The sequence below is a fragment of the Kribbella sp. NPDC043289 genome (assembly GCF_056436705.1).
This window is the reverse complement of record NZ_JBWKCB010000001.1, coordinates 945,457-969,428: the sequence shown is the minus strand read 5'-3', so window position 1 is coordinate 969,428 and position 23,972 is coordinate 945,457. Positions and strand designations below refer to the sequence as shown.

The window sequence follows — 23,972 nt, the reverse complement described above, 5'->3', positions numbered from 1 at the left end:
ATCGGAATGGCGGTCGGCGGGGTTGACACCTACTACGACTACGACGAGCAGCAATGGAAGTTCCGCCGTCTCGGGGGCGGGCCGGTTCGTTCCACGCCCGTCTGCCCGACGCCGAGGCACAGTGCCGGTCTTGACCACGGCGACAGCATGGCAGCGGCGACCGGTCAGCCGAAGCGCGGGCGGAAACAGACCCCCGCGCCGGTGGCAGGCGTTCGTTGAGAACGATCTGAGTGTGCCGGGCCGCTTGTCCGGGCACCGGACGGGCGACGGGGATGAACGCTGCCGAGTGTCAGGAGACAACGGCAATGGATCGCGCAGTGGTGGTCGAGCGGCTCGCCAGACTCGTGGCGGCCGCTGATCCCGGTGACCGGCTGCCCGAACAGCTCTGCGAGGCCTGCACGGAACTGGTCGGCGGCCGGGGCGGTTCGATCACGATCAACACCGATGACGACACCGCCCGGGTGACGCTCGCCGCGACGAACCAGGTGGCGGCACGGCTGGAGAGCCTGCAGGACGTGCTCGGCGAAGGACCGTGCCGAGAGGCCTACCGCCAGGGCGAGCCGGTGGTCACCGATCTGATGGACGCGGTCAGCACGCTCTGGCCGGAGTTCACCCGATCCGCCACCGAGACCGCCGGCGCGATCACCCTGTACTGCTTCCCGATCCGGCCGGTCGGCCATCTGCTGGGGACCTACAGCGTCTACACGTACGGCGCCCTGCGCGAACCCGACGACCTGCTCCAGTTCCTCGCCAACGTGATCGGCGTCGCCCTGCTGCGCAACGTCGCCGCTGCACGGCTGGACGGGGTCCTGAGCGCGCGAACCGTGGTGTACCAGGCGACCGGCATGGTGTCGGTACAGCTGGACACCTCACCGGAGAACGCCCTGACGACCCTGCGGGCGCACGCGTTCACCCACAACACCACCGTGGACGACATCGCCCAGCAGATCGTCGACCGCGAACTGGACTTCCGTCCCACCGAAGAATGACTTCCGTCCACCGAAGATCAGGACGGCAACGCATGATGGACCAGCCGCCAGAGCCCCTCACCCGGCGACTGGCCAGTCAATGTTGGGTCCTCCCGGTGGCGGCGGGGCACCGCCTCCACCTACTGCCATTTGACCCACTCTTCGGGTGCCCGCCAGCGCCCAGCGGTATGCGCCCCTTCCCAAACATTTCCTGTGCCGGCCCGGTCGCGTCGGCGCAGGGGTACGTCGGTGACGACCGCGTAGTGGTCTGACGGGGGGCGGCCGTGGTCTTCGTCGAAGCCTGCGAGGCGGGCGGAGGTCGCGGTCATGCCGCCGGTGAAGATGTAGTCGATGCGGTGGTCCTCGAGCCACTCGCCGCGGCGGAGATGCGGATTACGGGAGCTGTACGTCGCGCCGTCGTACGCCGTCGGTTGCCAGCAGTCGTCGAGTACGGCGAGCAGCGGCTGCAGCTCGGGATGTCCGGGCGGCGTGTTCAGATCACCGGCAACCACCACGTCGTCGCCACCGGCATCCCCAAGCCGAGGTGTACGTCGGGGTTCGAGTCCGCCGGCATCCGGGACAGAGCGAAGGCGGACTCCATCCCCAGTTCGAAACCGAGCTGACTGGTCTGCCGCTGCCCGTCGGACTGCCACGTCGCCTGCAACGCGACGAACTCGGGCCGTTGCGCCCGAACCGTCCTCGCGATCGCGCGCTGCCGCCGCATCCAGCTGTCCCCGAAGCGTCCCCAGACGTTCCACGTCATGAACCGCATGACCATCGCACCTTCCGTCTATAGGTCCTCCCGGTACCCCAGATCGGTGCTTCTGAGCCGCACCGGACGCCGTAAATGAACAACTCTCAGGCAGACTACGTACCGATGGGAGGCTCGCTTTGTCCACTCCGGTAGGTATCGCGGACGCGTTCGAGCTGGGTGAGCCGCGTGGTGGGCTCGTTCACATCAGGCGCGGCGACGCTGACGCGTGGCGGCTCGACACGACGCGTGGGAGCTACTTCGTCAAGGGATACCTTCCAGGCGCTGGCGAACCGCTCGCGACCGCGATGGACTTCGAGCGGCTCGCGCTCGAGGCGGGCGTGGACATGGCCGAGCCGATCAGGCCGGCCGATCCGCTAGTGGGCTGGGTGACGCGCGTCGACGGCCGGCTGTTTCGGGTGTACCGCTGGATCGAGGACACAACGTCGGGCCAAGACATCTCAACCTGGCTTGGCGAAACGATGCGGCAAGTTCATCGCTTGCAGCCCATCGGCCCGGTCGGGCTGCCCGAGTGGTGGCGGCCCCGGTCCCCCACGGTCTGGGAAGGCTGGCTTGCAAAGGCCCGCGAGCGTGGCGCGTCATGGGCGGATCTGTACGACGCCACGGTCCCGCACATCAATGCGATCAGCACACGCATCTCGGAGGTCTGCGATAGTGCACCTGACGTTGTGACGACGCATGGCGACTTCAAGACCCACAACATCGTCATGTCTGCGTCCGGCCCCGTCTTGGTCGACTGGGACAGCGTCCGGACCGACAGTGCCGCCCTCGAGGCGGGACGTACCGCCTACATCTTCGGCGCCGGCGAGCCCGAGCGGATCCGCACGATCCTCGCCGCGTACGTCGCGGCGGGTGGTGATCTCGGATGGGCCGGACCCGATCTCTTCCTCAGCGTGACCCGGCACCACCTCCAGGTCCTCGCTGACCTGATCCGGGTCTCTCTCGACGAGGCCCCCGCCGCCCGCTGGATGGGCCAGCCGATCGAGACCGCCGTCACCACAATACTGAAGGACCTCACCAGGACGACCAACCACCTGACCAGCCTCGGGATTTCGTCTTGATTCCTCTTTTTCGCAAGTAGGACTGTGGTGGCTCTTGTCGTGTCAGAGAAAGGTCCTGCCGTGCCCAGCTCCCGACGACCGAACCTGCTGTTCATCCTGGCCGATCAATGGCGGAGCAGCGCCTTCGGCTGTCTCGGACAGGATCCGGTGATCACGCCGCACCTCGACGATCTCGCCGCCGATTCGGTCATGCTGACCAATGCCGTCAGCAACTATCCCGTCTGCAGTCCGTACCGGGCGATGCTGATGTCCGGCCAGTACCCGTTCCGCAACGGCGTACCGCTGAACATCAACTCGCTCACCGCGCCGCTCGGAGTCGGGCTGCGACCTGACGCCAACTGCTGGTCGGACGTCCTGCACGCCGAGGGCTACTACCTCGGGTACGTCGGCAAGTGGCACCTGGACCCGCCCACTGCAGAGGACGCGATCCACGGCGAGGGCGTTCGCGAAGGGTGCGTGTGGGACGCCTACACGCCGTCCGACCGCCGGCACGGGTTCGACTTCTGGTACTCGCACGGCTGCTGCGACGACCACCTGCGACCGCACTACTGGGTGGGCGACGCCGCACGTGAGGCGCCGACCACGATCGACGCCTGGTCGCCGGAGCACGAGACCGAGGTCGCGCTCGACTTCCTCCGCGACGCCGGCCGGCGTTCCCGTGACGAGGACGTGCCGTTCGCGTTGACGATGTCCTACAACCCGCCGCACCAGCCGTTCGACACCGTGCCGTCGCGCTACCTCGACAAGTACCGGCATCTGTCCGCCGACGAACTCCTCGTCCGACCGAACGTCCAGGACGAATCGGGTGAGGCGGCAACCATCGCCGCGCAGTACTTCGCCGCGATGACCGGCGTCGACGAACACATCGGCCGCCTGCTCGACACCCTCGACGCCGAAGGCCTGACCGACGACACCATCGTGGTCTTCACGTCCGACCACGGCATGCAACTCGGCAGCCACGGCCTGATGTTCAAGAACGTCTGGTACGACGAGTCGCTGCTCGTCCCGTTCCTCCTGCGCTGGCCCGGCCGGGTCCCGCCACGAACCGACGACCTGCTGCTGAGCGCCCCCGATGTCGCGCCGACGCTGCTCGGACTCCTCGGCTCCGCAGTCCCCGACGAGATGCAGGGCCGGAACCTCGCGGAAGCCCTACAGGGCAAGGCAGTCGACCGGCCCGACCGTGCCGTCTACCTCCGTCCCGCCGGCGGCTTCGAGGACACGTCCGAGGACACCCGCGGCTTGCGAACACACGACCGAACCCTGGTCGTCCAGCGGGCAGCCGACGGGACCGAGCGGATCCGGCTGTACGACCTCGCGCAGGACCCGTACCAGCGTGAGGACGTCGCCGCGCAACGACCGGCCGAGGTGGAGTCGCTGAAGGCCGCCCTCCGCGAAGAACTGCTGCGGTGCAACGACCCGTGGGTGTGACCCACAAAAAGGGCGCCGACCGGCACAATGCCGGTCGGCGCCCCGTCGTCTGATCAGCCGAACGTCGCCCGGTGGCTCGCACCGTGCGCGCCCTCAGTTGTCACGACCAACCGCAGGCTGTCCTTCCGCGGACCCTCAACCTGCACCGTCGGATCCTTACTGACCACCGACCAACCGGCCTGATCCACGGTCACTCGCACCACGCCGGTGTGCTGCGTCGGATCGGATACCGACACGCTCAGCTGCTGGTTCGACCACCGCAGCAGCACCGCGCAGGGATTGTCGACCGTGACCGACACCTTCTGACCATCAGCCATCCGGAACGCGACCGACCCGGCCGCCCAGAAGTTCGCACCCACGAGCCCGTCCTGCTGCACTCGAACCGCCTGTACGACGCTCGTGTTGCTCAGGATCTCGACCGGCGACGACTCGGCGAGACGAGCCGTCTGGGTGGCGTCAGCACCAGGCGCGAGCACATAGGCGTACTGCCCGGCGGCGCCGCCGACGACCCCGTGATCCAGCCAGAGCGTGACGTACCGGCGGGTGATCGCGTCCGTCGTACCGCCGGTGTTCACGTCCCGCCAGGCGCCGGTCCGATCCTCACGCTTCACGTTCAGCACCGCGCCGCCCGGGAAGACGTATCCGCCCACGCCCGCCAGGTGAGCCCAGCGCGCCGGCAGCGTCGCGGACGATCCGGCATCGCGCACAGCCACGCTGCCGTCCACTACCAGGTCGCCGTCGTGGAGGTTGCGGTTCTCGACGACCGTCTCCACCCGGCTGCCGCTCGCGTTCCGGATATCCGCGCCCAGGGCAACGATCAGGTCACCGAAGCAGAACCAGGACTTCAGTGCGCTGAGACCCGTACCGCCCGGCCCGAGCAGGTGCTGGCCGATGGAGGCATCGGCACCTAGTACGGCGCCGCCGACCCACGCGGCAGCCGGCAGACCCGCGCCCCACTCCCCCTCGACCTTGTCCGGAAGCGGTGTCTTGTCGACCGTCGTACCAGGCAGGCGAGCGCGGTCGACGGTCGGCCAGAAGTTGTCGTCGAAGTGCCCGTTGTCGGCGTTGTACAGGTAGGTCATCCCGTTGCCGGTGAAGTACCCGCGGTTGTTCTCGCCATTGCCGCACTCGTACCAGGTGATGCGTTCGCTCGCCATGCTGATCGCCAACGCCCACCCGTTCCGGCGGTGCACCGCACGATCCATACCGGCGAAGAACGTGTGCCCGACCGGCTCGGCGGCCGGCGTGACACCGGACAGGTCCTTGAGCAGCGCCAGCCGGGGCAGACTCGCGCCGCTGCGGATGTTCCCGTACGAGTCGCGGGCGATCCAGCCGGCGCACAACGCACGCCATCGTGCCGCGGTGGCCGCGTCGACGCCCTTGGCCAGGGTCAGCATCGACTCGATGATGATGTATGCGTCGTCGTGGCTGCGCTCCTGAGTCCGCGAGACGGCGCGCCCGCGGACCGAGTCCATCATCTGGCAGTCGTAGATCACCGGAGCGAACGACTCGTCGACCGTCGCGTACAGCACGTCGCGGGTCGAGTCGATGTCAGCGCTGCTTCCCGCCAGCAGGGCGAACAGCAGACTGAGGCCGCGCAGCAGCACACCGCCGTACGTGCCGGTGTAGGCGATCGTGCCGTGCTGAATGAACGAGCCGTCCCGGTAGAAGCCGTCGCCGGACGTGACGTACTGCCAGGTCACCGAGAGGCCGTCGCGCGCGTGCGTCAGCCTGGTCTGATCCGGCAGCGCAATCGCCCGGACGATCACCGCCTGGCACTGGTCCACGCGATTGGCGCCGGTGGACACGACCTGGTTGGTCTGCCCGGGCCGGGACGACCAGGGGTCCGGGACGAAGTGGTCGATGGCCGCGGCGTAGCGGGTCAGCTGGTCAGCGGTGAGCGATCCGTTCAGCAGGACCATGCTGTTGGCGAGTGACTTGGAAGCCCCGATCTCCCAGTCCCACCAGTTGCCGAACTCCGCCATCCCGTCGTTGTAGAAGATCCGGTTCGCGTCGTCGAGACCGTCGACGATGTCGGTCAGCAACGCGCCGTCGCCGTACCACGTCGATCCCGGCGTCACGTAGGCCGTGGCCATCTGTTCCAGCTGCCGGTACGTCGTGGTCAGGTTCGGGCTCGTCCCGAACGGAACGTTGGTGAACACGCTCGACCGCGTCCCCACCGGACTCGCCAGCTTCGCGCGGTTGGCGGAGACCGCACTGTCCATCGACGCCAGGCGCTTGGTGAAGTCGGGGTCGTTCGAGTCGATACTGCGGCGGCCGGTGATCAGGTCGATCCACCGCTCGCGGAGGACCGCGAAGTCGGGCTGATCGGCGGCAGCTGCCGGCAGCGCCTGGCCGATGGCGGCCACGACACCCAGGAGGCCGAGCCCCGCGAGGGCGGATCGGCGGGAGAACGTGATGGTGCTGGTCATGGCACTCCTTTGTTTACGCGATGTGCTGAAGTTCCCCCGCGGTGATGCGGCCGGCCAACGGCTCGGCCCGGACGAAACGTTCGACCTCGGCGACGGCGTACTCCCCCAGCAGCCTGATCTCGCTGCCCATTGCCCCGGCCACGTGCGGCGTGACCTGGACGTTCGGCAGGCTGAGCAGCGGGTGCCCGGCCGGCAGCGGCTCGGGGTCCGTGACGTCGAGTACGGCGTCGACGCGGCCGCGAGCGCACTCGCGGATCAGCGCCTCGGTGTCGATCAGCGCGCCGCGCGCCGTGTTGATGACGACGGCCCCGTCGCGCAACAGCGACAACCGGCCCTCGTCGAGGAGGTGATGGGTTTCCGGCAGTGCCGGCGCGTGCAACGACACGATGTCGCTGCGTCGCAGTAAGCTCTCGAGGTCCACCAGCTCGGCGCCGAGCTGCGCCGCGTCCTCCGGTTGCAGGAACGGGTCGCTGACCAGGACGTGGTACCCCGACCCGGCCAGCAGACCGATGACGAGCCGACCGATCCGCGACGCCCCGACGATGCCGATCGTCCGGCCGACCTGGCCCATCCCCGGATCGAGTGTGTGATCCTCATGCCCGCTGACCCGGTAGCGAGCCGCGAGGTGGAACGCCTTCTTGGCGGCCAGCCGGATCGCGGCGACCGTGAACTCCGCCACCGGTACGGCGTTCGCACCCGCCGCGGACGACACGGCGATGCCACGCTCCCAGACGTCGAGGGCGACATGCCCCTTCACGCTTCCGGCGGCATGGATCACCGCGCGCAAACGAGGGGCGTCCGCGAGGACGGCCGCGTCGAGCCGCGGGCATCCCCATCCGGTGAGGAGGATGTCGGTCCGGGCGAGTTCCTTCCGTACTCCGGGGTCGCCGAAGTCCCGTATCACCACATCGAGGACGTCCACGGATCGGCGCAGACGCTCCAGGAGATCGGGTGGCAGGGCAAGCGCTTGGACCTCGGGGGTCATCGAGATCAGCGCGGTCTGGCGTACAGGCACTGGAAAGCCTTTCTGGCAGGCGACGGCTACTTGTCCGAGCCGAGCGTCATACCTTCGATGATTCGGCGGCCGAGCCACAGGTAGAGCCCGACCAACGGCAGGACGACGATCGCGATGCCGGCGAACATGCCACCCCAGTCGGCGCCGTTGTACTGCATCTGCTGCAGGAAGCCGAGCATGGCCAGCGGCAACGTCTGCAGCTGCTGGTCATGGATGAAGACGAGCGCGAAGAACGTCTCACCCCAGTGCGCGATCACGTTCAGCAGGAGCAGCGTGACGATGCCGCTACGACAGACCGGCAACATGATCCGTACGAACGTGTACAGCGGACTGGCGCCGTCGAGTGCGGCCGCCTCCTCGAGCTCGAACGGCAGCGACCGGAAGAAGCCGGTGAGGAAGAAGACCGCGAACGGCATCGACGTGGCCGTGTACAGCAGCCAGAGTCCCCAGAGGCTGTTGACGAGGCCGAGGTGACTCATCACGGCGTACAGCGGGAGGAAGACCGCCTGCGCCGGGATGCCGAGGCCGATCGCGAACACGGACGTGGTCGCGCCCGCGCTCCGGGCGCCGAGCCGGCTGAGGGCGTACCCGGCCGGTGCCGCCAGCACGATCGTCGCGGCCGCGGTGCCGGCGACGAGCAACACGGAGTTGAGTGCCGCGGGTCCGAAGTTGCCGCTCGACCAGGCGCGCTGGAAGTTCTCCCAGTGCAGCGTCTTCGGCAACGACCACGGGGCGTCGAGCATCTCCCGTGTCGACTTCACCGAGTTGAGCAGGATCCAGACCAGGACGGCGAGGTCGAAGATCACCAGCGACCAGGCAAGGGGTGCGCCGACGAAGCGCTGGATCGCGCCCGCCCGGGTCGGCCGCCCGGGCCGGCGCAGGACAGTCAATGAGCTCATGGGGTCGGTCCGTTCAGAACTGGATGGCGTCGCGACGCATCACGCGCCGGATCAGGACGACGAGCACGGCCACCAGGCCGAGCGTGAAGATCGCATCGGCGGCCGCGAGCCCATAGCTCGGTACGCCGTCCGACGCGAACGCGGTCGCGTATGCATACAGCGACACCGTCCACGTCCGCGTACTGGGCAGACCGCTCGCCGAACCAGCCATCGCGAGGATGAACTCGAAGGTCTTGATCGAGTTGATCGTCCACAGCACCGAACACACGCCGATCACGTCCCACGACAACGGCAGCGTCACGTGCCGGAACCGCTGCCACGAGTTCGCGCCCGCCAGCAGACAGTCCTCGTACAGGTACGGCGGAATGCGGTCGACCGCCGCCATGATGACCGTCGTGTAGAACCCGGTGCTGACCCACACCAGCCCGAGCAGAATCATCGAGTACTGATGATCCTGCGAGAGCCACGCCGGTGGATGCTGGATCCCGATGGACCGAAGCAGCCTGTTCACCAGGCCGTCCGCCTGGAACAAGAAGCCCCACAGGATCGACAAGACCAACGCCGGAACGATGTTCGGGAAGAAGATCACCGAGCGCACCGTCGACCGCCCGGCGAGGTCACGCAGCAGCATGGTCAGACCGAAGCTGATCGCGAACGTCGCGACGCCACCGGCGATCAGCAGCAGGAGCGTGTTCTTGAACGCCTGCTGGAACACCGGATCGTCGAACATGTATCGGTAGTTCTTCAGCCCCGACCATTCCATCGGACCGTAGCCGGGCCATTGGTGGAAGCTGATCCAGGCCGTGGCGCCGACCGGGACCAGCAGGAAGATCGCGTAGAGGACGAGCGCCGGCGCGACGAACGGCACGTACAGTCGCCGGCGCTGCCGCTGCAACGCGCTCCCGGTGCGGCGCGGGACGGCGCGGGTCGCCACCGCCGTACCCGCGCCGGCGATCGCCGTCACTGGCCGCGCTTCCAGAAGTCGGCGCTCTGCGACTTCAGCTGACCGATGAAGTCGGTCGCCGAGAGCTTCCCGGTCACCAGCTGGTCGTCGAGCGGGAGGAACACCTTGGTCCACCAGTCGGAGAAGTCGGCGGTCACACCGTCACCGTTCATGTAGGTCCCGTTCTTCTTCACCAGGGCGGCGATATCCGCCGCGGCCGGCGCGACCTTGACGTCCTGCCGCGCCATCAGGGACGCCGTACCGTCCTCGTAGGACTCGACCTGCTTCTTGCCGTACAGGAATGCGATCAGCTTCTCGGAGGCAGACTTGTGCTTGGCCTTCGAGGGAACGACCCAGCCCGACGGCTGGCAGGCGACCGGGGTGGCCGACGCGCCGTCAGTCGGAAAGTTGAAGGTCCGGTACTGGAAGCCGTCGGCTGCGTACGTCTTCGCCTCACTCGGCAGCCACGATCCCATCAGCAGGAAGTCGGCCTTGTTCGTCGCCCACTTCTGCTGCATCGCGGGGAACTTGCTCGCGTTGTACCCGTCGGCGAAGTACCCGCCCTTGGCCAGGTGCTCGACCTGCGCGGCGGCCGCGGCGTACTCCGGCTTGTCCCAGGTCGCGCCCGTCTTGTCCGCTGCCGCCTGGTGGAACGATCCCACGCCGAGCTTCGCGACGACGAGGCTGATGTACCAGGACGCGTTGTACCCCGGGATGTCAGCGTCGAGTGCCAGCGGAGCAGCACCGCTCGCCTTCTGCTTGTCGAGGACCTGCTGGAACGCCTGCCAGGTGGCCGGTGGTTTGCCGGCGAGCTCCGGGAACCGGGCGCCGTTGAACCAGAGGCTGTTGCAGGTGATCACGTACGGCAGCATCGGGTGCTTGCCGTCGACCTCCGCCAGCTTCTGGAGGTCCTGCGGGATCACCTTCCCGATGGTCGTGTTCTCGCCGGGAACCGACGTACCGAGGAGGTTCGTCAGGTCCTCCGCGCCGCCGGCCGGGATCTTGGACTTGACGTTGTTGTACGGGTTGTCGATGAGGTCCGCGGCCGGACTCGTCATCAGCGTCGGCTGCAGCTTGGTCAGGACGTCGCGGCCCTGCCACTGCACGTTGACCTTGATGCCGGTCTGCTGCGTGAACTCGGCGATCGACTTCGCCAGCGCGGTCTGCTGCGGCTCGCCGTCCTTCCACATCGACCAGTAGGTCAGTTCCTTGTCCGCACCCGAGTCGCTTCCCGAACTCGAGCCGCAGCCCGCGAGAGCGCTCGCTGCGAGGGCCGCCGCCGTGCAGGTGACGGTCAGCCGGCGGGCAATGGGTGTGTTCATGACACGTGGTCCTCTCCGGTCGGGCATCGACTTGGAGTGACGGTGCGGCCACCGAAGAAGAGGAATCAAGACTCATTCCCAGACCGGTACGCCGTATGCGGCGAAGGCATCGGATCGGGCGTCCGGATTCCTCCTTCAATCCGCTGCTAATCCCATGTGATGATCGGTGCACCGACCGGACCCGAGGAGCGCGCCGTGCAGCGAGACCCAGTGCCCCAGACCTCGCGGGAGCTGAAGTTCCGCCGGCTCGCCCGGGAGCTGCGGCACCGGATCCTCGACAACACCTACCCGCCGGACACCAAGCTCCCGACCGAGGACGCGCTGGCCGCCGAGACCGGGATGTCGCTGACCACGATCCGGCACGCGTACCAGGAACTCGCCGCCGACGGTCTCGTCGTACGACGCCAGGGCGCCGGCACGTTCGTCGCGCCGACGAATCACCGGGTGCAACCACGGCAGCGCGTGATCGGCGTACTGGTTCCGGACACCGCGCTGTACTACCCCCGGGTACTGCAGGGCATCGAGAAGGCGCTCTTCCAGGCCAACGCGCGGCTGGTGCTCGCCTGCTCGCACTACGACCCGGAGGCCGAGGACACGGCGATCAGCGGGCTGCTGGAGGCGGGCGTAGATGGTCTGCTCCTGGTCCCGTCGCTGCATGCGCTGTCCGACCCGCGAGCGCGGGTGTCGCAGCTGCTCGACCTACCGGTCCCTGTCGTGTTCGTGGAGCGCCGACTGGCCGCGCTCGGCCCAGGCGACTCGATGGAGCACGTCTGCACGGACCACGAGGGCGGCGCGTACGACGCCATCCGGCACCTGTACGACCTCGGCCACCGCGAGATCGGCCTCGCGATCAGAGCCGACGCGCCGACCGCACCACCGATCCTGGCCGGCTTCGAGCGGGCGATCGCGGACTTCGGCCTCACCCAGCACAGCCCGCAGCTGATCTCCGTGGCCGAGTGGAACTCGCGGCGTGCCGACGACGCCATCAAGGTGATCACCGCCGAAGGCATCACCGCGGCGCTCTGCTTCGGCGACCGCGAGGCGTCCCTGGTGCTCGGCGCGGCCCGGCGGGCCGGACTGGCGGTCCCCGACGATCTCGCCATCATTGCCTACGACAACGAGTTCGTCGACGTCGCCGAAGTACCGATGACCGCTGTCTCTCCCCCGCGTTACCAGCTCGGGCAGCTCGCCGTCCAGGTCCTCCTCCAGCGCCTCGAGCTCGGCGACGCGCTCCCGATCCACCAGATCCACCTCCGGCCACGCCTCGTCATCCGCGCCTCCTGCGGCGCCAAACCACCCTCCGACGACCTCACCCCGACGGAGTAATCGAGGGGTAACCCAAGTCGGCCTTGACGTCCGGCCGGGACGGACGGACCGTGAAAACGGAGGTTCTTTGGAGAGGGGGACAGAGATGTCCAACAGTGATCTGCATCGCGAAGCGCACCGCCGGATGAGCGAGGAAGGCGCCGAGTCCGCAGCGACCCTGTTCGCCGACGACGTCGTGTACGTCGACATGGCCCGCGGACTGTCGCTGAAGGGGAAGGGTGAGGCCATCGGCTGGCTCGCCGAGTGGAAGACAGCGTTCTCCGACGCGAAAGTGGCCGACGCCACGTATCTGGAGGCCGGCGACTGGACGATCGCGCGGTTCCAGGGACGCGGCGTGAACGACGGCCCGATGGGCGCGCTGCCGCCGACCGGCAAGCGACTGGACACACCGTTCTGCGAACTGCTGCGCTGGAGTGACGGGAACGCGCAGGAAGGCGCGATGTACTACGACACGACAACGATCATGATCCAGCTCGGCCACATGGAGCCACCGCCCGCCTGAGCGTGCGCGGTTTCTTGTTGCCGACAGCCCCTAGCTCGGCCGGTGCTACCAAGCAGCCCGTAGGATGTTCGTGTGTCCGGACGACCGCGGAAAGATCGACCGGGTGCTAGGGCTGCTCCGGAACCGGCCGGGCGGTTCGGTGAGCTGCTGCGGCGGCATCGCCGACGCTCCGGACTGACCCAACGCGATCTCGCAGAACGGGCCGGGCTCAGCGCGGGTGCGATTCGTGACCTGGAGCAGGGCCGGACCAAGAGCCCGAAGCCGGACTCGATCGAGGCCATCGCGGCCGCGCTCGAGTTGACGGGACACGTCGCCGACGAACTGCTGGCCTTGGCCGGCGCGCAGGAAGCGGTCAGTCATTCGGCCACGGCTGATTCGGCCGCGGCTGGACGGCTGCACGTCGCTGTCCTCGGTCCGCTCGAGGTCCGCCGGGGCGAGATCTCGGTGCCTTTCAAGTCCAGTCCACAACGTGCGCTCCTGGGCCGGCTCGCGCTGAGCGCACGGACGACGGTCAGTCAGGACGAACTCGTCGATCTGCTCTGGCCGCGCAGCGTCCCCGGAAATGCGGTGAGTCTGCTGCACACGCGCGTCGCGAGACTGCGTCGTCTGCTGGAGACCGGAGATTCGGCCGGACCGGCGGTCGTCGGCGTCGGCGCCGGCTACAAACTGGAGATCGAGGACGGTGATCTCGATCTCCTCACGTTCCGCGACCTCACGACGCAGGCATCGCAGGCATCGCACGCACAGCCGGAGGCGGCGTTGGCGCAGTTCGCGGACGCGGTCGCGTTGTGGCGCGGCGACACCGATGTGGACTCGGTCGCCGCGAACCCGCTGTACGTCGCGATCTCCAACGAGTACACGGCCGCCGTACGGGCGTTCGCGACCCTGGCGCGTGACCTGCGCGAACCGGAGCGGGCGCTGGAGCGATTGCGCAGCCTGACCGCTCGGCACGCCTTGGACGAGCCGTTGCATGTGGAGCTGATCCAGTCCCTGGCCGCGAGCGGACGGCAGGCCGACGCGTTGGCGGCGTACGACGGGATCCGGTCCGCGCTCGCCGAGCAGCTCGGCATCGATCCGGGCGAGCGGCTCCGCGCGGTCCACCTCGACGTACTCCGGCAGCAGAGCGGGCCCGCGGACCAGCCCGTGCAGCAGGCTCCGTCGGCGCCGCCCGACTTCGTCGGCCGAACGGACGAGCTCGCAAGCATCTGTACGGCGCTCCGCCGGCCCGGCGCGCTCTCGTCCCGAGTCGTCCTCATCAACGGCATCGCGGGCGTCGGCAAGACCGCGCTGGCGTTGACCGCCGTCCATGGTCTGCGGTCGGAGTACCCCGACGGACAGCTGTACGCCGACCTGCGCGGCAGCGACGCGACGACTCCCGCACCGATCCAGGTGCTCGGGCGGTTCCTGCGCGCTCTCGGCGTACCCGGTCGGCGCATCGGCACCGACGAGGCCGAAGCGGCCGCGTTGTTCCGCAGCGAGCTCGCCAACCGGCGACTGCTGGTGCTGCTCGACAACGCCCAGGACGCGGCGCAGGTCCGGCCGCTCCTGCCCGGGGCTGGGCGCAGCGACGTGATCGTGACGAGCCGGCGACGACTGCCGGAGCTCACCACAGCCGGCGTCGTCAATCTCGAGCCGCTCCCCCGGCGGGACGCTGTCCAGCTGATCAGCTCAACCGCGTCACGGCTCGACGCCGATCCTGAGGGTGTCGGTGCGCTGGCCGAGGCGTGCGCTCGGCTTCCGCTGGCGCTGCGCATCGCCGGATCGCGGCTCGCAACACGGCAGGAGTGGACGGCGGCCGACCTCGCCAAGCGGCTGGACGACGGTAGCCGACTGCTCACCGAGCTCAGCGCCGGCGAATCGAGTGTGCTCAACAGCTTCCAGCTCAGCTATGCCGACCTGAGCTCCGAGGCCCAGCGCGCGTTCCGGCTCTGCAGCCTGCACCCTGGAGACGACTTCAGCCCGGAGACCACTGGAATCCTGCTCGGGATCCCTGCGGCCGCGGCGGATCGGCTTCTGGAAGCCCTCCTCGAGGCCAACATGCTCATGCAGCAGGCCAAGGATCGCTACCGCTTCCACGATCTGCTCGCGCTCTACGCCCGCCGTTTGCTCGCCGAGGACCCCGAACGCGAGCCGGCGCGAACCCGCCTGCAGACGTGGTACGGCGAGGCGGTCACCGCCGCGATCGACTGGGCGTACCCGCAACTCGTGCGCCTCGGCACCCACCCTCGACCCGCTGCTTTCTTCAGCTCGGAAGCGACAGCCCTCGACTGGCTCGACGATGAGCTGTCTGCGTTGCTGGCCGTCGTACAGGAGGCGTCGCAGCACGGCGATCCCGCGCTGGCCTGGCGAGTCGCGGACCAGCTGCGCGGGTACTTCCTGATCCGCCGGAACGCCGACGGATGGTTGCCTGCGGCACAGGCCGGGATGACCGCTGCGCTGGCGGCCGGTGACGACATCGCGCAGGTGGCGATGCTCTTCAACCGCGGCCAGGCGTTGTGGGCCGTCGGACGCGACGACGACTCGATGGCCGATTGCCTCGCCGGTCAATCCCTTGCAGTGACCGCCGGCTGGACGACGGCTGCGGCGTACTCGGCGCACCAAGTCGGGTGGCTCCAGTTGGAACGCGGGCGACTCAGCGACGCCGACTTCTGGATGCGCCAAGCGCTGGAACTCACCGAGGACGATCAGGACGGTCACGTGCATGCCGTTGCGCTGAACGGACTGGGGATGACGCGGCTGTACCAGGGCGAGCTGCAGGACGCGGCGGATCTGTTCGCCGCCGCGCTCAAGATCAACGAGAACGGGCGCGAGACGTCGGCCCTCGCGAACCGCGGCAATCTCGCGAGCGCATTGCGCCAACTGGGTGCGGTGGATCATGCGGCCGGCCTGTTGGACGACGTACTGATCGACTATCGGCGCCGCTCACATGTCCGCGGCGAGGTGTCCACGCTGGACGAGTTGTCGCGGTTGCACGGCCAGCGCGGAGACGGCCCGGCCGCGCTACGCACCGCGCTGGAGGCGAACCGCCTCGCCAACGTCGTCCGCGACCGCAAGGCCCAAGCCCAAACAGCCGCAACCGTCGCGCAGTCCCACCTCACCCTCGGCGACCACCAGGCCGCCCTCGACTGGGCCGAGACCTGCCTGGCGATCGCCCGCGACACCTACCCGTACATCGAAACCGAGGCCCTCCTCAGCCTGGCCGCCGCCCACAACCACACTGGCAACGAGCCCGCCGCAACAAAAGCCGCGGCCGAAGCCGCGACCATCGCCGCTACCTGCGGCTTCCACCGCCTGAGAGCCCAAGCCCAAAGCCGGCCCAGCTAGCTACCGATGCCCGGAGCTCACCGGCTCGACCCGGACCCGTTCAAACTCGGCTGATCGAGCCGGGAGCCAGGTGCTTGCACCCGACACCGCGCCGGGCGGAAGATCGGGCGTCCAGACCCGAGAGACACCGCCCAGCATCCGGTAAGGAGTGCCGTGAGAATCCCGTCCCTCGCGCTCGTCGCCGCAGCCCTGGTCGTCCCACTGTCCGTGGGGCCGGCCGCGGCCGATCCGCCCGCCGATCAACCCGCCCAGCCCGACTCCGGGAGCAGTGTCAACCTGGCCTTGCTGCCAGGCGCCGTCGCCTCCGCCAAGTCCCAACGCGTGACCCCACCCGCTTCGACGTACGCGCCCGCCAACGCGACCGACGTGTTCGTACACAACGGATGGACCTCGAACTACGCGGCCGTCGGCAACGGCTACGACCCGACCCAGGACTGGTTCCAGGTCAAGCTGGCCGCCCCCGCCCCGGTGTACGAGGTGTTCAGCCGCTGGACCTCCCCGGCCAAACCGTCCGAGTACGACCTGCAGGTCTCGACCGACGTCGACTGCCAGACCTGGACGACGGTCACGCACGTGGTGAATCCGAGCGACGAGGATTCCCAGGTGATCGACCGCAAGGACCCGATCACCTGTGTCCGGATGCAGGCGTTGGCCACGACATCCACCGTCGGCTACACGCTCAACGAATTCGAGCTGTGGTCCGGCCCCAAGCCGCCGCCGACCGTTGGACAGATCATCCCGGTGCCGGTGCACCAGACCCCTGGCACCGGCCGGCCGTGGGCGCTCACCAACACGTCCCGGATCGTCGTGTCCAGCAACGCTCTCACTCCGACGGCCGAGGTCCTCGCCGGCTATCTGCGACCGGCCACCGGGTTCGTCGTCCCCGTAGTGACAGGTTCCGCAACGGCTGCTGACATCGCGCTCAGCACCGGACCGGTGCCCGCCATCCCGGCTGACAAGCAGGACGAGGGCTACTCGCTCACGGTGTCGAGCGCGGGCGCGAAGATCGTCGCCCCGCAGGCGCACGGCCTGTTCAACGGCTTCGCGAGCCTGCGCCAGCTGCTGCCCGCAGCAATCAACTCCGCCACTGCGGGAACCGGGCCGTGGACGGTTCAGCCGATCACCGTGCTGGACTACCCGCGCTACGCCCATCGCGGTCTGCAGCTCGACCCGGGCCGCAACTTCCTGAGCGTGGCCGAGATCCGGTCGATGATCGACCAGCTCGCTGCTCTGAAGGGCGACCGGCTGCACCTGCATCTGAGTGACTCCCAGTCCTGGCGCCTGGAGATCAAGGGCTACCCAGCGCTGGATGGCACCGGGTGCAACGGGACCGGCTGTCTCGCGGGCTTCTACACCCAGGAGGACTTCAAGGGTCTGGTGAAGTACGCCGCCGACCGGTTCATCGAGATCGTCCCCGAACTGGAGGGCCCGGCGCACGCCACGGCCGCGATCAGGTCGCTGGGCGGCGTCGCGGTGATGGGCTGCCAGGGCCAGACCCAGACCGACCGGTTCTGTACGAACCCGAACGACCCGGCCAGTGCGCGGGCCCTCGCCTTCTGGCGGGACGCGATCGCACAGCTCGCCGCGATCTCACCCGGACCGATCATCCACATCGGCGGCGACGAGGCGATCGGCATGCCACACGAGGACTACAAGTGGTGGATCGGGCAGATGGAGACCATCGTCGACGGCGCCGGCAAGCGGCTGATGGGCTGGAACCCGGCACTCGAGGGCTACGCACCGGGCTCCACCTCGATCAACCACTACTGGTCCGACTACACCGGCGGCGGCCCGCCGCTGATCAAGCCCGAGTGGTTCAACCAGCACCGCAGCGTCATCACCACGCCGGAGTGGAACGCGTACCTCGACTTCGGGTACGACGGCTCTCCCGGCCGCACGCCGCGCACCGAACTCGACAAGGCCTACGGGTGGGACCCCGAGTGGGTCTACGAGAAGTACCGCTCCGTCTGGGCGCAACCGGCGTACGGCGGGCCGAAGGCGGAGGACATCATCGGCATCGAGGCGCCCATCTGGGGCGAGCAGATGCGTGGACTCGCGAACAACGAGTTCATGGTCTTCCCCCGGCTGGCCGGGATCCTGGAGAAGGCCTGGTCGCCCAAGACCCTCACCCAGGACTACGACGCGTACCGGCAGCGGCTCGCCGTCGCCGGTCCGCGGTGGGCATACGCGAACGTCAATTACGGCTCGATCGCCCAGGTCGACTGGAGTCCGGAGGCGATGGGCACGGTCACCCACTTCGGCGTGGACCGGACGCTGACCGACGTACCGCTGGGCCGCCTGGCGGCCGGCTCGATTCCTCCGGGTGAGGTCATCGCCACGATCGACTGGGGCGACGGGTCCGCACCTCAGGCTGCCCCGATCAGCGCACGCGACTACCTGGCGAGTCAGCGCCAGGGCCGAAGCCTGATGACCGTCAGCGGAAGCCACACCTACCCCGTCGACGGGGCGTATCACGGGACAGTCACCTACACCCGGCAGGCACAGACCTGGGTCGTGCCGTTCCTCGCGACCGGCGTCCCGGCCTGTACGACGATGCTCACCGGGACGCACCAGGGGACGTTGACCGTGTCCTCGGGAGTCGCCTGCCTCGAGGGCGCGACCGTGTCAGGTCCGGTCAGTGTGGCGACCGGCGCCGGTCTCTCTGCATCCGGATCCACCATCCGCGGACCGGTCACGGCGTCCGGAAACCTACTGCTGTGCGGTACGTCGATATCCGGGCCGGTCACCGTGACCGGCGCGACCCGGGTGTGGCTCGGCAACCGGAACGGCGATTGCGACGGCAGCGCAGTGGCGGGCCCAGTCGCCGTACAGAACAACACCGGCTCGACAATCGTCTCCGGCAACCAGATCAAGGGGCCGTTGTCCTGCGCGGGCAACTCCCCCACCCCGACCAACGCAGGCCGGCCGAACGCCGTATCCGGCCCGAAGACAGGTCAATGCAGCGGACTCTGACAGCAAGCGGCCCTGCGCACCTCGCTAAGAGGTGCGCAGGGCCAGTCCTACGCCGGGACAGAGCGGAGGATGAGGTGCAGGGAGCTGTGCAGAGCGAGCCCGCCGAGGGCGGCTAGGGCACGGAAGTTGAGGGTGACGTCGACAACAGTTGGTACGTCGAAACGCACCCTCACCTGTCCCTCCTGGCGGGGTTCGCCCGTCAGATCGTGGATTGGGAGGTCCAACTCGACGCCGGGCACCGGGTCGCCTTCGATGACGAGTACGCCGGTGACGTAGCCGGTGTTGACGATCGGGAACTCGATGGTGTGCCAGTCGCCGGCGGTCAGGCTCGCGACCCGGTTGGGGGTGCGGGCGACGTTGACCCGCGCCTCCGGGTTGATCGTGACCGAGAGCGGGGCCGTGGTCTGCACCGGCGCGCAACAGCCGGCCGGCTCGCCGTGCGGGAGCTGATTCGAGGCGTGATCCATCAGTCGACCTCGCATTCGTCGCGGCGTCCCAGGTAGGTGGCTTGCGCGGCGTCGTACGCCTCGCGCGCTGCTGGTCGTTCGGTCTCGCGGATGAAGCCGGACTTCGCCTCCCACAGCGCGTCGACCGAGTCGTGCAACCATTGCGCACTGCGCCGGGACGCACGGATCGGACGGCCGCCGATCTCGACGAAGATCGGCTGGGTGTGGACGCTGCGCAGGATCCGCAGCGCGACCCATGACGAACGCTCCAGGTCCACATCGAACTCGACAGCCTGCTCGTTGCCGTCCGCAAGCAGTTCCTGGGACCCCACCGGAACACCGTTGACCAGTACCTCGACAAGCACGTTCCGGGACTGCCCGATCCGTGACCGCTCGAGATGCCAGCCGACCGGCGCGGAGTACACCGGCTTCCCCACGCCGCGTGCCGCCGGCGGATCCTCGGGCAACCAGGCCGCGACCGTCGCGCTGACCTTGACCGGCCCCGCCTCGTCGACGGCAACCTCACGCTCCACGGCCCCGTCGACCGCGAAGTCGTACACGTGACTGCGCCCGTCCCCGAAGTACGACGCCCCGTCCTTCAGCCCGCCGAGCCACGACTCCAGCGCCTGCGGACCCTGCGGCGGCTCAGGCAACCGGACGTACGTGCGCCCGACCCCCGGACCGTCGTCGTAGATGCAGGGATAGTCGGTCTCGCCGAGCATCAGCGTGCGGTAACCCACGTTCAGCAGGTGGTACCAGATGTTCAGCTCGGCGGCCGGATCGAACTCGGCACCGCACTGGAAGTCAGCCGAGCCGAGCGGCACGTCGACGATGATCTCGTTGGACCCGATCGACTGGAACTTCGGTACGACGTAGTTCGGCAACTCGTCGGTGTCGACGGCGAGGCCGAGACCACAGTGCGCGTACCCGACCAGTGCGTTCTGCGCGTGTCCCCAGCGCATCACCGGCAGGTTCCACGACGGCCAGTCCTCGATCAGCTGCGTGCCGGGATAGTCCTGGTCGGTCAGCCCGAGCAGGATGACGTGACCGGAATGGCTGGACGGGAAGCCCGACACCTCGAGGTCGTACCGGAGCAGGCTCTGGCCGTCCCGATCGGTGTCCTGCGGATCCCAGGTCATCCCCTGTGCCTGCTGCATCGCGGGGTACTCGAGCTCGGCGCGCGGGCTGATCGAGGCGCCGCTGAAGAACTGTTTCTGGTGGTAGTAGCACGGTCCCCAGGTGAGAACGCTGCCCATCCAGAGGCCTTCGCCCCGGACGTGCCGGATCATCGTCTCCGGCGTGACCCCCTCGGACGGGACGTTGTAGTGCGAGCAGCCGCCGGCGTGGATGTGCGGGTCGCCCGAGTAGTAACCGCGGGCGGCCGGATCGGCCCAGCGATCGAGGTCGATCGCGACCGCCTCGGTCTCGGCCGTCAGATCGACCTCGAGGCGAACCTCGCGGTACTCCGGTCCGCGCCGCGCGGAGATCTCGTACTGGCCGGCCGGAAGCGTGATCGCCTCGCCGGTCGCCCGGTAGACGTGATCGTGGAAGAACATGTCCGGCGCCAGCCGCATCGCCTTCGACGGGTACGCGCGCCGCTGCGAATCCCGGATCGTCAGCGCCGCGACGCTACTGCTGCCGTCCGGTTCGCGAACATCGAGTCGTACGTCGTGCGCGGGCAAGCAGTCGAAGTCGAACCGCGCGCCGTACTGACGGGTCTCGAACCCCATCCGCTGGAAGGCCTTCCGCACCGGCGGCCGGGTGATGCTGTCGAACTCCTCCTCCACCGCCAGTACCAAGGTCAACTCGCCACTCTTGTTGCCGCCGTCGCGGCTGTACAAGCTGATGACCTTGTACTCCGCGTCCAGACCGGACACGTCCCTCGGTCCGGCGAGTTTCACCTGCAGCCAGCTGTTCGCGATCCGCGGTACGACGGTCAGCGTGTCAGGCATCGCGATCCGCGCCGAGTGGCTGTGGAAGTCGACGTTTCCGAGCACGTGGTTCGACGGCGCGACGAGATCGCCCAGGAGCTGATGTGGGTTCTCGATGCGGACCAGGAAGCTGCGCCAGCCGTGCTGGACGAGGCGCGGTGCCGCGGCGCCCGGCGTACTCGTGGTCAGGCCCTGTTCGTCGATCTGAGCCTCGACGATGACATACGGGCGCAGGAGTTCTTCGATCTTGGCGGATTTGACGGAGTCGCTCTGGGTGTCGTCGGCCAGCTTGGTCAGCTGACTGATCACGTCGTCGGGTAGCGGTTCACCGATGTCACGGAGTTTGTCGACGGCTCGGGTCGCGGATGCCAGTAATGGCTGGAACACGGGGCCTCCTCGTCATGCACCAGCTTGCGAGCCTAGTTGCTCGAGCCCCGCCTGGCTCGGGGTTTTCGGCTAGCGGGGCTCGACCCGGAGTGTCGTGGCCCGGGCCGCGGCGTTGGTGATCGCGCGCGAGGGCGACCCCTTGCCGTACTTGTCGAAGTAGGCCGTATCGATCTGATCGTCGACGCTGGAATCGGGGATGTACGTGACGTCGCGCGTGGTGCCGTTCCAGGAGATGGCGCCCTCATGGTGGTAGAGGACGCCCTTGTACCAGCTGCCCTCGGCTCCGCGGACCGACCGGACGTACAGGTTCCCGTCGACGACGACGTGCCACACGATCGTGAGCGTTCGCAGCGACGCGTCCTTGCGGCGGCCGGCAACGCGGATCTCGCCGATCCGGTCGAGGGACTGCAGCTCTTCCGCGGTCCAACCGCTCATGCTTTCTGCTCCCGTAGGTCGGTGCTGCTGGAGTCGTTCTTGAGGGCCATGTCTTCACGCTACGTCGTGTCTGTGCGGATACCAGACCCTGCCAGTACCCCTCTCGACAGGCACGGCCCGGCGGAGCCGGTGAGACGGTACGCGCGCCCGCTCCGTGCCTTGGAAGAGGCACGGAGCGGGGCAGCGTTGATCTACGGGTTGTTGGCGACGCCCGCGTCGACCTTGATCCGGGCGCCGGTGATGGCGGTGTAGCTGATGCCGGCGATGGCCGCGCCGGCGATCGGGGCGATCAGGAACAGCCAGACCTGGCCGAGCGCGTCGCTACCGGCGAACCAGGCGACCCCCAGCGACCGCGCCGGGTTGACCGACGTGTTGGTGACCGGGATGCCGACCAGGTGGATCAGCGTGAGCCCGAGTCCGATGGCGATCGGGGCGAAACCCTTGGGTGCCCGGTCGTCGGTGGCGCCGAGGATCACGTACAGGAAGAACGCGGTCAGCACGATCTCGACGATCGCGCAGGCGAGCAGCGAGTAGCCGCCCGGCGAGCGGTCGCCGTACCCGTTGCTGGCGAAACCGCTGGCGGTGGCACTGAAGCCGTCCTTGCCGCTGGCAACGGCCAGCAGGACCGCTCCGGCCGCGGTGCCGGCGACGACCTGGGTGACGATGTACGTCGGGACCCATTTCCACTCGATCCGCTGGGCCACCGCGAGGCCGATGGTGACGGCCGGGTTGAAGTGACCGCCGGAGACGTGGCCGACGGCGTACGCCATGGTGAGCACGGTCAGGCCGAAGGCCAGCGCGACACCGAGGTACCCGATGCCGACCGGGACCTTGTCCGGGGTGAGCACGACACCGGCCAGCACGGCGGCACCACAGCCGCCGAAGACCAGCCAGAACGTCCCTAGGAACTCCGCGCCGATCCGAGCCGCAGGACTTGGTGATTCCACGACTGCCTCCTTCGAGACCCCCCGGTGAATTGATGCATTGCTGTCACAGTAAGGCATCAATCTGTGACAGTCAGTGAAATTCACCAGTGTCGTTGCGCCGGCAGCAACCGATGCGCCAGCCGGAGGACAGGCGACGGCGGTGGCTGCCAGACGTCCCGGTCCTCGACCGGCCAGGCGTACGTCAGGGCTCCGTCGGTGATGCAATCGAGCAGCCCAGGCTCGGCCAACTCGTGGGCGGACCACTCGTAGAGCTGCTGGAGGCGCGGCACGATCACGCCGTAGTCGAGCAGCCGGCCGAAGCCCAGCTCGCGACCGAGATAGGCGCGCGCGTCGTCCCGGAGCGGGTACTCGTCGGGCAGGACCCGGGAGAGTTGGAGGAAGATCCCGGTCATCCCGAGCCTCGGGTCGCCGAGGAGCGGTGCGAGCGGGCGGACCCGGCCGAGTGCGAGCCTGGGGGCGCCCGCCACCACGTCCGCGCCGTCGGGTACTGCGCGAAGGACAACCAGAAGCCGGCCGTCCGGGACGAGGCCGCGCCGGGCAGATCACCGCTGAGCGCGACCGCCTCGCAGCCGTCCCGAAGTACCCGCTCGTTAACCGCGCGCCACCACGGGCTGCCGGGCCTTGCGCTGAAGTGCGGTTGCAGCAGCCGCGATGCAGTTCCCACCGCATCGCGGACGTCGCGGCCCGCCCGTACGGCAGATGTTGCGGCGCTTTCCCGTACGGGCCGTAGTAGCACCGCTGCATCAGCGCGAGCCGCCCGGACGGGTCGTCGCGGACCGCGGCGACCTGCTGGTCGGCCCAGGCGGCAGCTGTCGTCCCAGGACCCACCCCCACAGAGTCGCATCCGGGGAGCCGCGTGTC

Annotated in this window: 19 protein-coding genes; 7 read left to right on the top strand and 12 right to left on the bottom strand. The window is 68.5% G+C overall.

Features of this window, described 5'->3' with window-relative positions; translation table 11 throughout:
* Nucleotides 1–305: 305 nt before the first annotated feature.
* Nucleotides 306–989, top strand: a complete 684-nt coding sequence (locus AC0662_RS04490) for a GAF and ANTAR domain-containing protein (protein ID WP_478298493.1) — start codon at nt 306–308, stop codon at nt 987–989.
* A 119-nt stretch (nt 990–1,108) separates the two neighbouring features.
* On the opposite strand, the gene AC0662_RS04485 is transcribed toward AC0662_RS04490, so the two are convergent.
* Nucleotides 1,109–1,483 (bottom strand): endonuclease/exonuclease/phosphatase family protein, encoded by a 375-nt coding sequence (locus tag AC0662_RS04485; RefSeq protein ID WP_478298491.1) that lies wholly within the window; start codon nt 1,481–1,483, stop codon nt 1,109–1,111.
* Nucleotides 1,462–1,740 carry an endonuclease/exonuclease/phosphatase family protein gene (locus tag AC0662_RS04480; protein WP_452200300.1) on the bottom strand — a complete coding sequence of 93 codons (279 nt, stop codon included), beginning with the start codon at nt 1,738–1,740 and terminating at the stop codon, nt 1,462–1,464. The genes AC0662_RS04485 and AC0662_RS04480 overlap by 22 nt, the downstream gene beginning before the upstream one ends.
* Before the next feature lie 119 nt (nt 1,741–1,859).
* Here AC0662_RS04480 and AC0662_RS04475 point away from each other — a divergent pair, with 119 nt between their 5' ends.
* Together AC0662_RS04475 and AC0662_RS04470 are read left to right on the top strand one after the other, a co-directional pair.
* The gene (locus AC0662_RS04475; protein ID WP_478298488.1) at nt 1,860–2,801 is read left to right on the top strand and encodes a phosphotransferase; all 942 of its coding nucleotides are present in this window, start codon (nt 1,860–1,862) and stop codon (nt 2,799–2,801) included.
* Between the two features lie 60 nt (nt 2,802–2,861).
* Nucleotides 2,862–4,229, top strand: a complete 1,368-nt coding sequence (locus AC0662_RS04470; RefSeq protein WP_478298486.1) for a sulfatase family protein — start codon at nt 2,862–2,864, stop codon at nt 4,227–4,229.
* Between the two features lie 53 nt (nt 4,230–4,282).
* Here AC0662_RS04470 and AC0662_RS04465 read toward each other — a convergent pair whose 3' ends face one another.
* The 5 genes from AC0662_RS04465 to AC0662_RS04445 are packed head-to-tail and all read right to left on the bottom strand — an operon-like array spanning nt 4,283 to nt 10,840.
* Nucleotides 4,283–6,661: a polysaccharide lyase 8 family protein gene (locus AC0662_RS04465; RefSeq protein ID WP_478298484.1), complete on the bottom strand. Its 2,379-nt coding sequence runs from the start codon at nt 6,659–6,661 to the stop codon at nt 4,283–4,285.
* Nucleotides 6,662–6,674: 13 nt separating this feature from the next.
* Complete coding sequence (locus AC0662_RS04460) at nt 6,675–7,676, bottom strand: hydroxyacid dehydrogenase (protein ID WP_478298482.1); 1,002 nt, start codon at nt 7,674–7,676, stop codon at nt 6,675–6,677.
* 26 nt (nt 7,677–7,702) lie between these two features.
* On the bottom strand, nt 7,703–8,575 hold the full coding sequence (locus tag AC0662_RS04455) for a carbohydrate ABC transporter permease (protein ID WP_478298480.1): 873 nt from the start codon (nt 8,573–8,575) through the stop codon (nt 7,703–7,705).
* A gap of 13 nt (nt 8,576–8,588) precedes the next feature.
* On the bottom strand, nt 8,589–9,539 hold the full coding sequence (locus AC0662_RS04450; RefSeq protein ID WP_452200311.1) for a carbohydrate ABC transporter permease: 951 nt from the start codon (nt 9,537–9,539) through the stop codon (nt 8,589–8,591).
* A complete protein-coding gene (locus AC0662_RS04445; RefSeq protein ID WP_452200313.1) occupies nt 9,536–10,840 on the bottom strand; it encodes an ABC transporter substrate-binding protein in 1,305 nt (434 codons plus the stop codon). The genes AC0662_RS04450 and AC0662_RS04445 overlap by 4 nt, the downstream gene beginning before the upstream one ends.
* A gap of 195 nt (nt 10,841–11,035) precedes the next feature.
* Here AC0662_RS04445 and AC0662_RS04440 point away from each other — a divergent pair, with 195 nt between their 5' ends.
* The 4 genes from AC0662_RS04440 to AC0662_RS04425 all read left to right on the top strand — a co-directional run bounded on the left by AC0662_RS04440 (nt 11,036) and on the right by AC0662_RS04425 (nt 18,965).
* Complete coding sequence (locus tag AC0662_RS04440; RefSeq protein WP_452200315.1) at nt 11,036–12,166, top strand: GntR family transcriptional regulator; 1,131 nt, start codon at nt 11,036–11,038, stop codon at nt 12,164–12,166.
* 85 nt (nt 12,167–12,251) lie between these two features.
* Nucleotides 12,252–12,668: an ester cyclase gene (locus AC0662_RS04435; RefSeq protein WP_478298477.1), complete on the top strand. Its 417-nt coding sequence runs from the start codon at nt 12,252–12,254 to the stop codon at nt 12,666–12,668.
* 72 nt (nt 12,669–12,740) lie between these two features.
* Entirely contained in the window at nt 12,741–15,992 is a 3,252-nt protein-coding gene (locus AC0662_RS04430) for a BTAD domain-containing putative transcriptional regulator (RefSeq protein ID WP_478298475.1), read from the top strand.
* Nucleotides 15,993–16,145: 153 nt separating this feature from the next.
* Entirely contained in the window at nt 16,146–18,965 is a 2,820-nt protein-coding gene (locus tag AC0662_RS04425) for a beta-N-acetylhexosaminidase (protein ID WP_478298473.1), read from the top strand.
* 47 nt (nt 18,966–19,012) lie between these two features.
* On the opposite strand, the gene AC0662_RS04420 is transcribed toward AC0662_RS04425, so the two are convergent.
* The 5 genes from AC0662_RS04420 to AC0662_RS04400 all read right to left on the bottom strand — a co-directional run bounded on the left by AC0662_RS04420 (nt 19,013) and on the right by AC0662_RS04400 (nt 23,581).
* A complete protein-coding gene (locus AC0662_RS04420) occupies nt 19,013–19,432 on the bottom strand; it encodes a hypothetical protein (RefSeq protein WP_478298471.1) in 420 nt (139 codons plus the stop codon).
* Nucleotides 19,432–21,729 (bottom strand): CehA/McbA family metallohydrolase, encoded by a 2,298-nt coding sequence (locus AC0662_RS04415; protein WP_478298469.1) that lies wholly within the window; start codon nt 21,727–21,729, stop codon nt 19,432–19,434. The genes AC0662_RS04420 and AC0662_RS04415 overlap by 1 nt, the downstream gene beginning before the upstream one ends.
* 69 nt (nt 21,730–21,798) lie before the next feature.
* On the bottom strand, nt 21,799–22,164 hold the full coding sequence (locus tag AC0662_RS04410; protein ID WP_452200326.1) for a DUF2255 family protein: 366 nt from the start codon (nt 22,162–22,164) through the stop codon (nt 21,799–21,801).
* A 191-nt stretch (nt 22,165–22,355) separates the two neighbouring features.
* On the bottom strand, nt 22,356–23,111 hold the full coding sequence (gene aqpZ / locus AC0662_RS04405) for an aquaporin Z (RefSeq protein ID WP_452200328.1): 756 nt from the start codon (nt 23,109–23,111) through the stop codon (nt 22,356–22,358).
* A gap of 80 nt (nt 23,112–23,191) precedes the next feature.
* Complete coding sequence (locus AC0662_RS04400) at nt 23,192–23,581, bottom strand: hypothetical protein (RefSeq protein WP_452200330.1); 390 nt, start codon at nt 23,579–23,581, stop codon at nt 23,192–23,194.
* Nucleotides 23,582–23,972 lie beyond the last annotated feature (391 nt).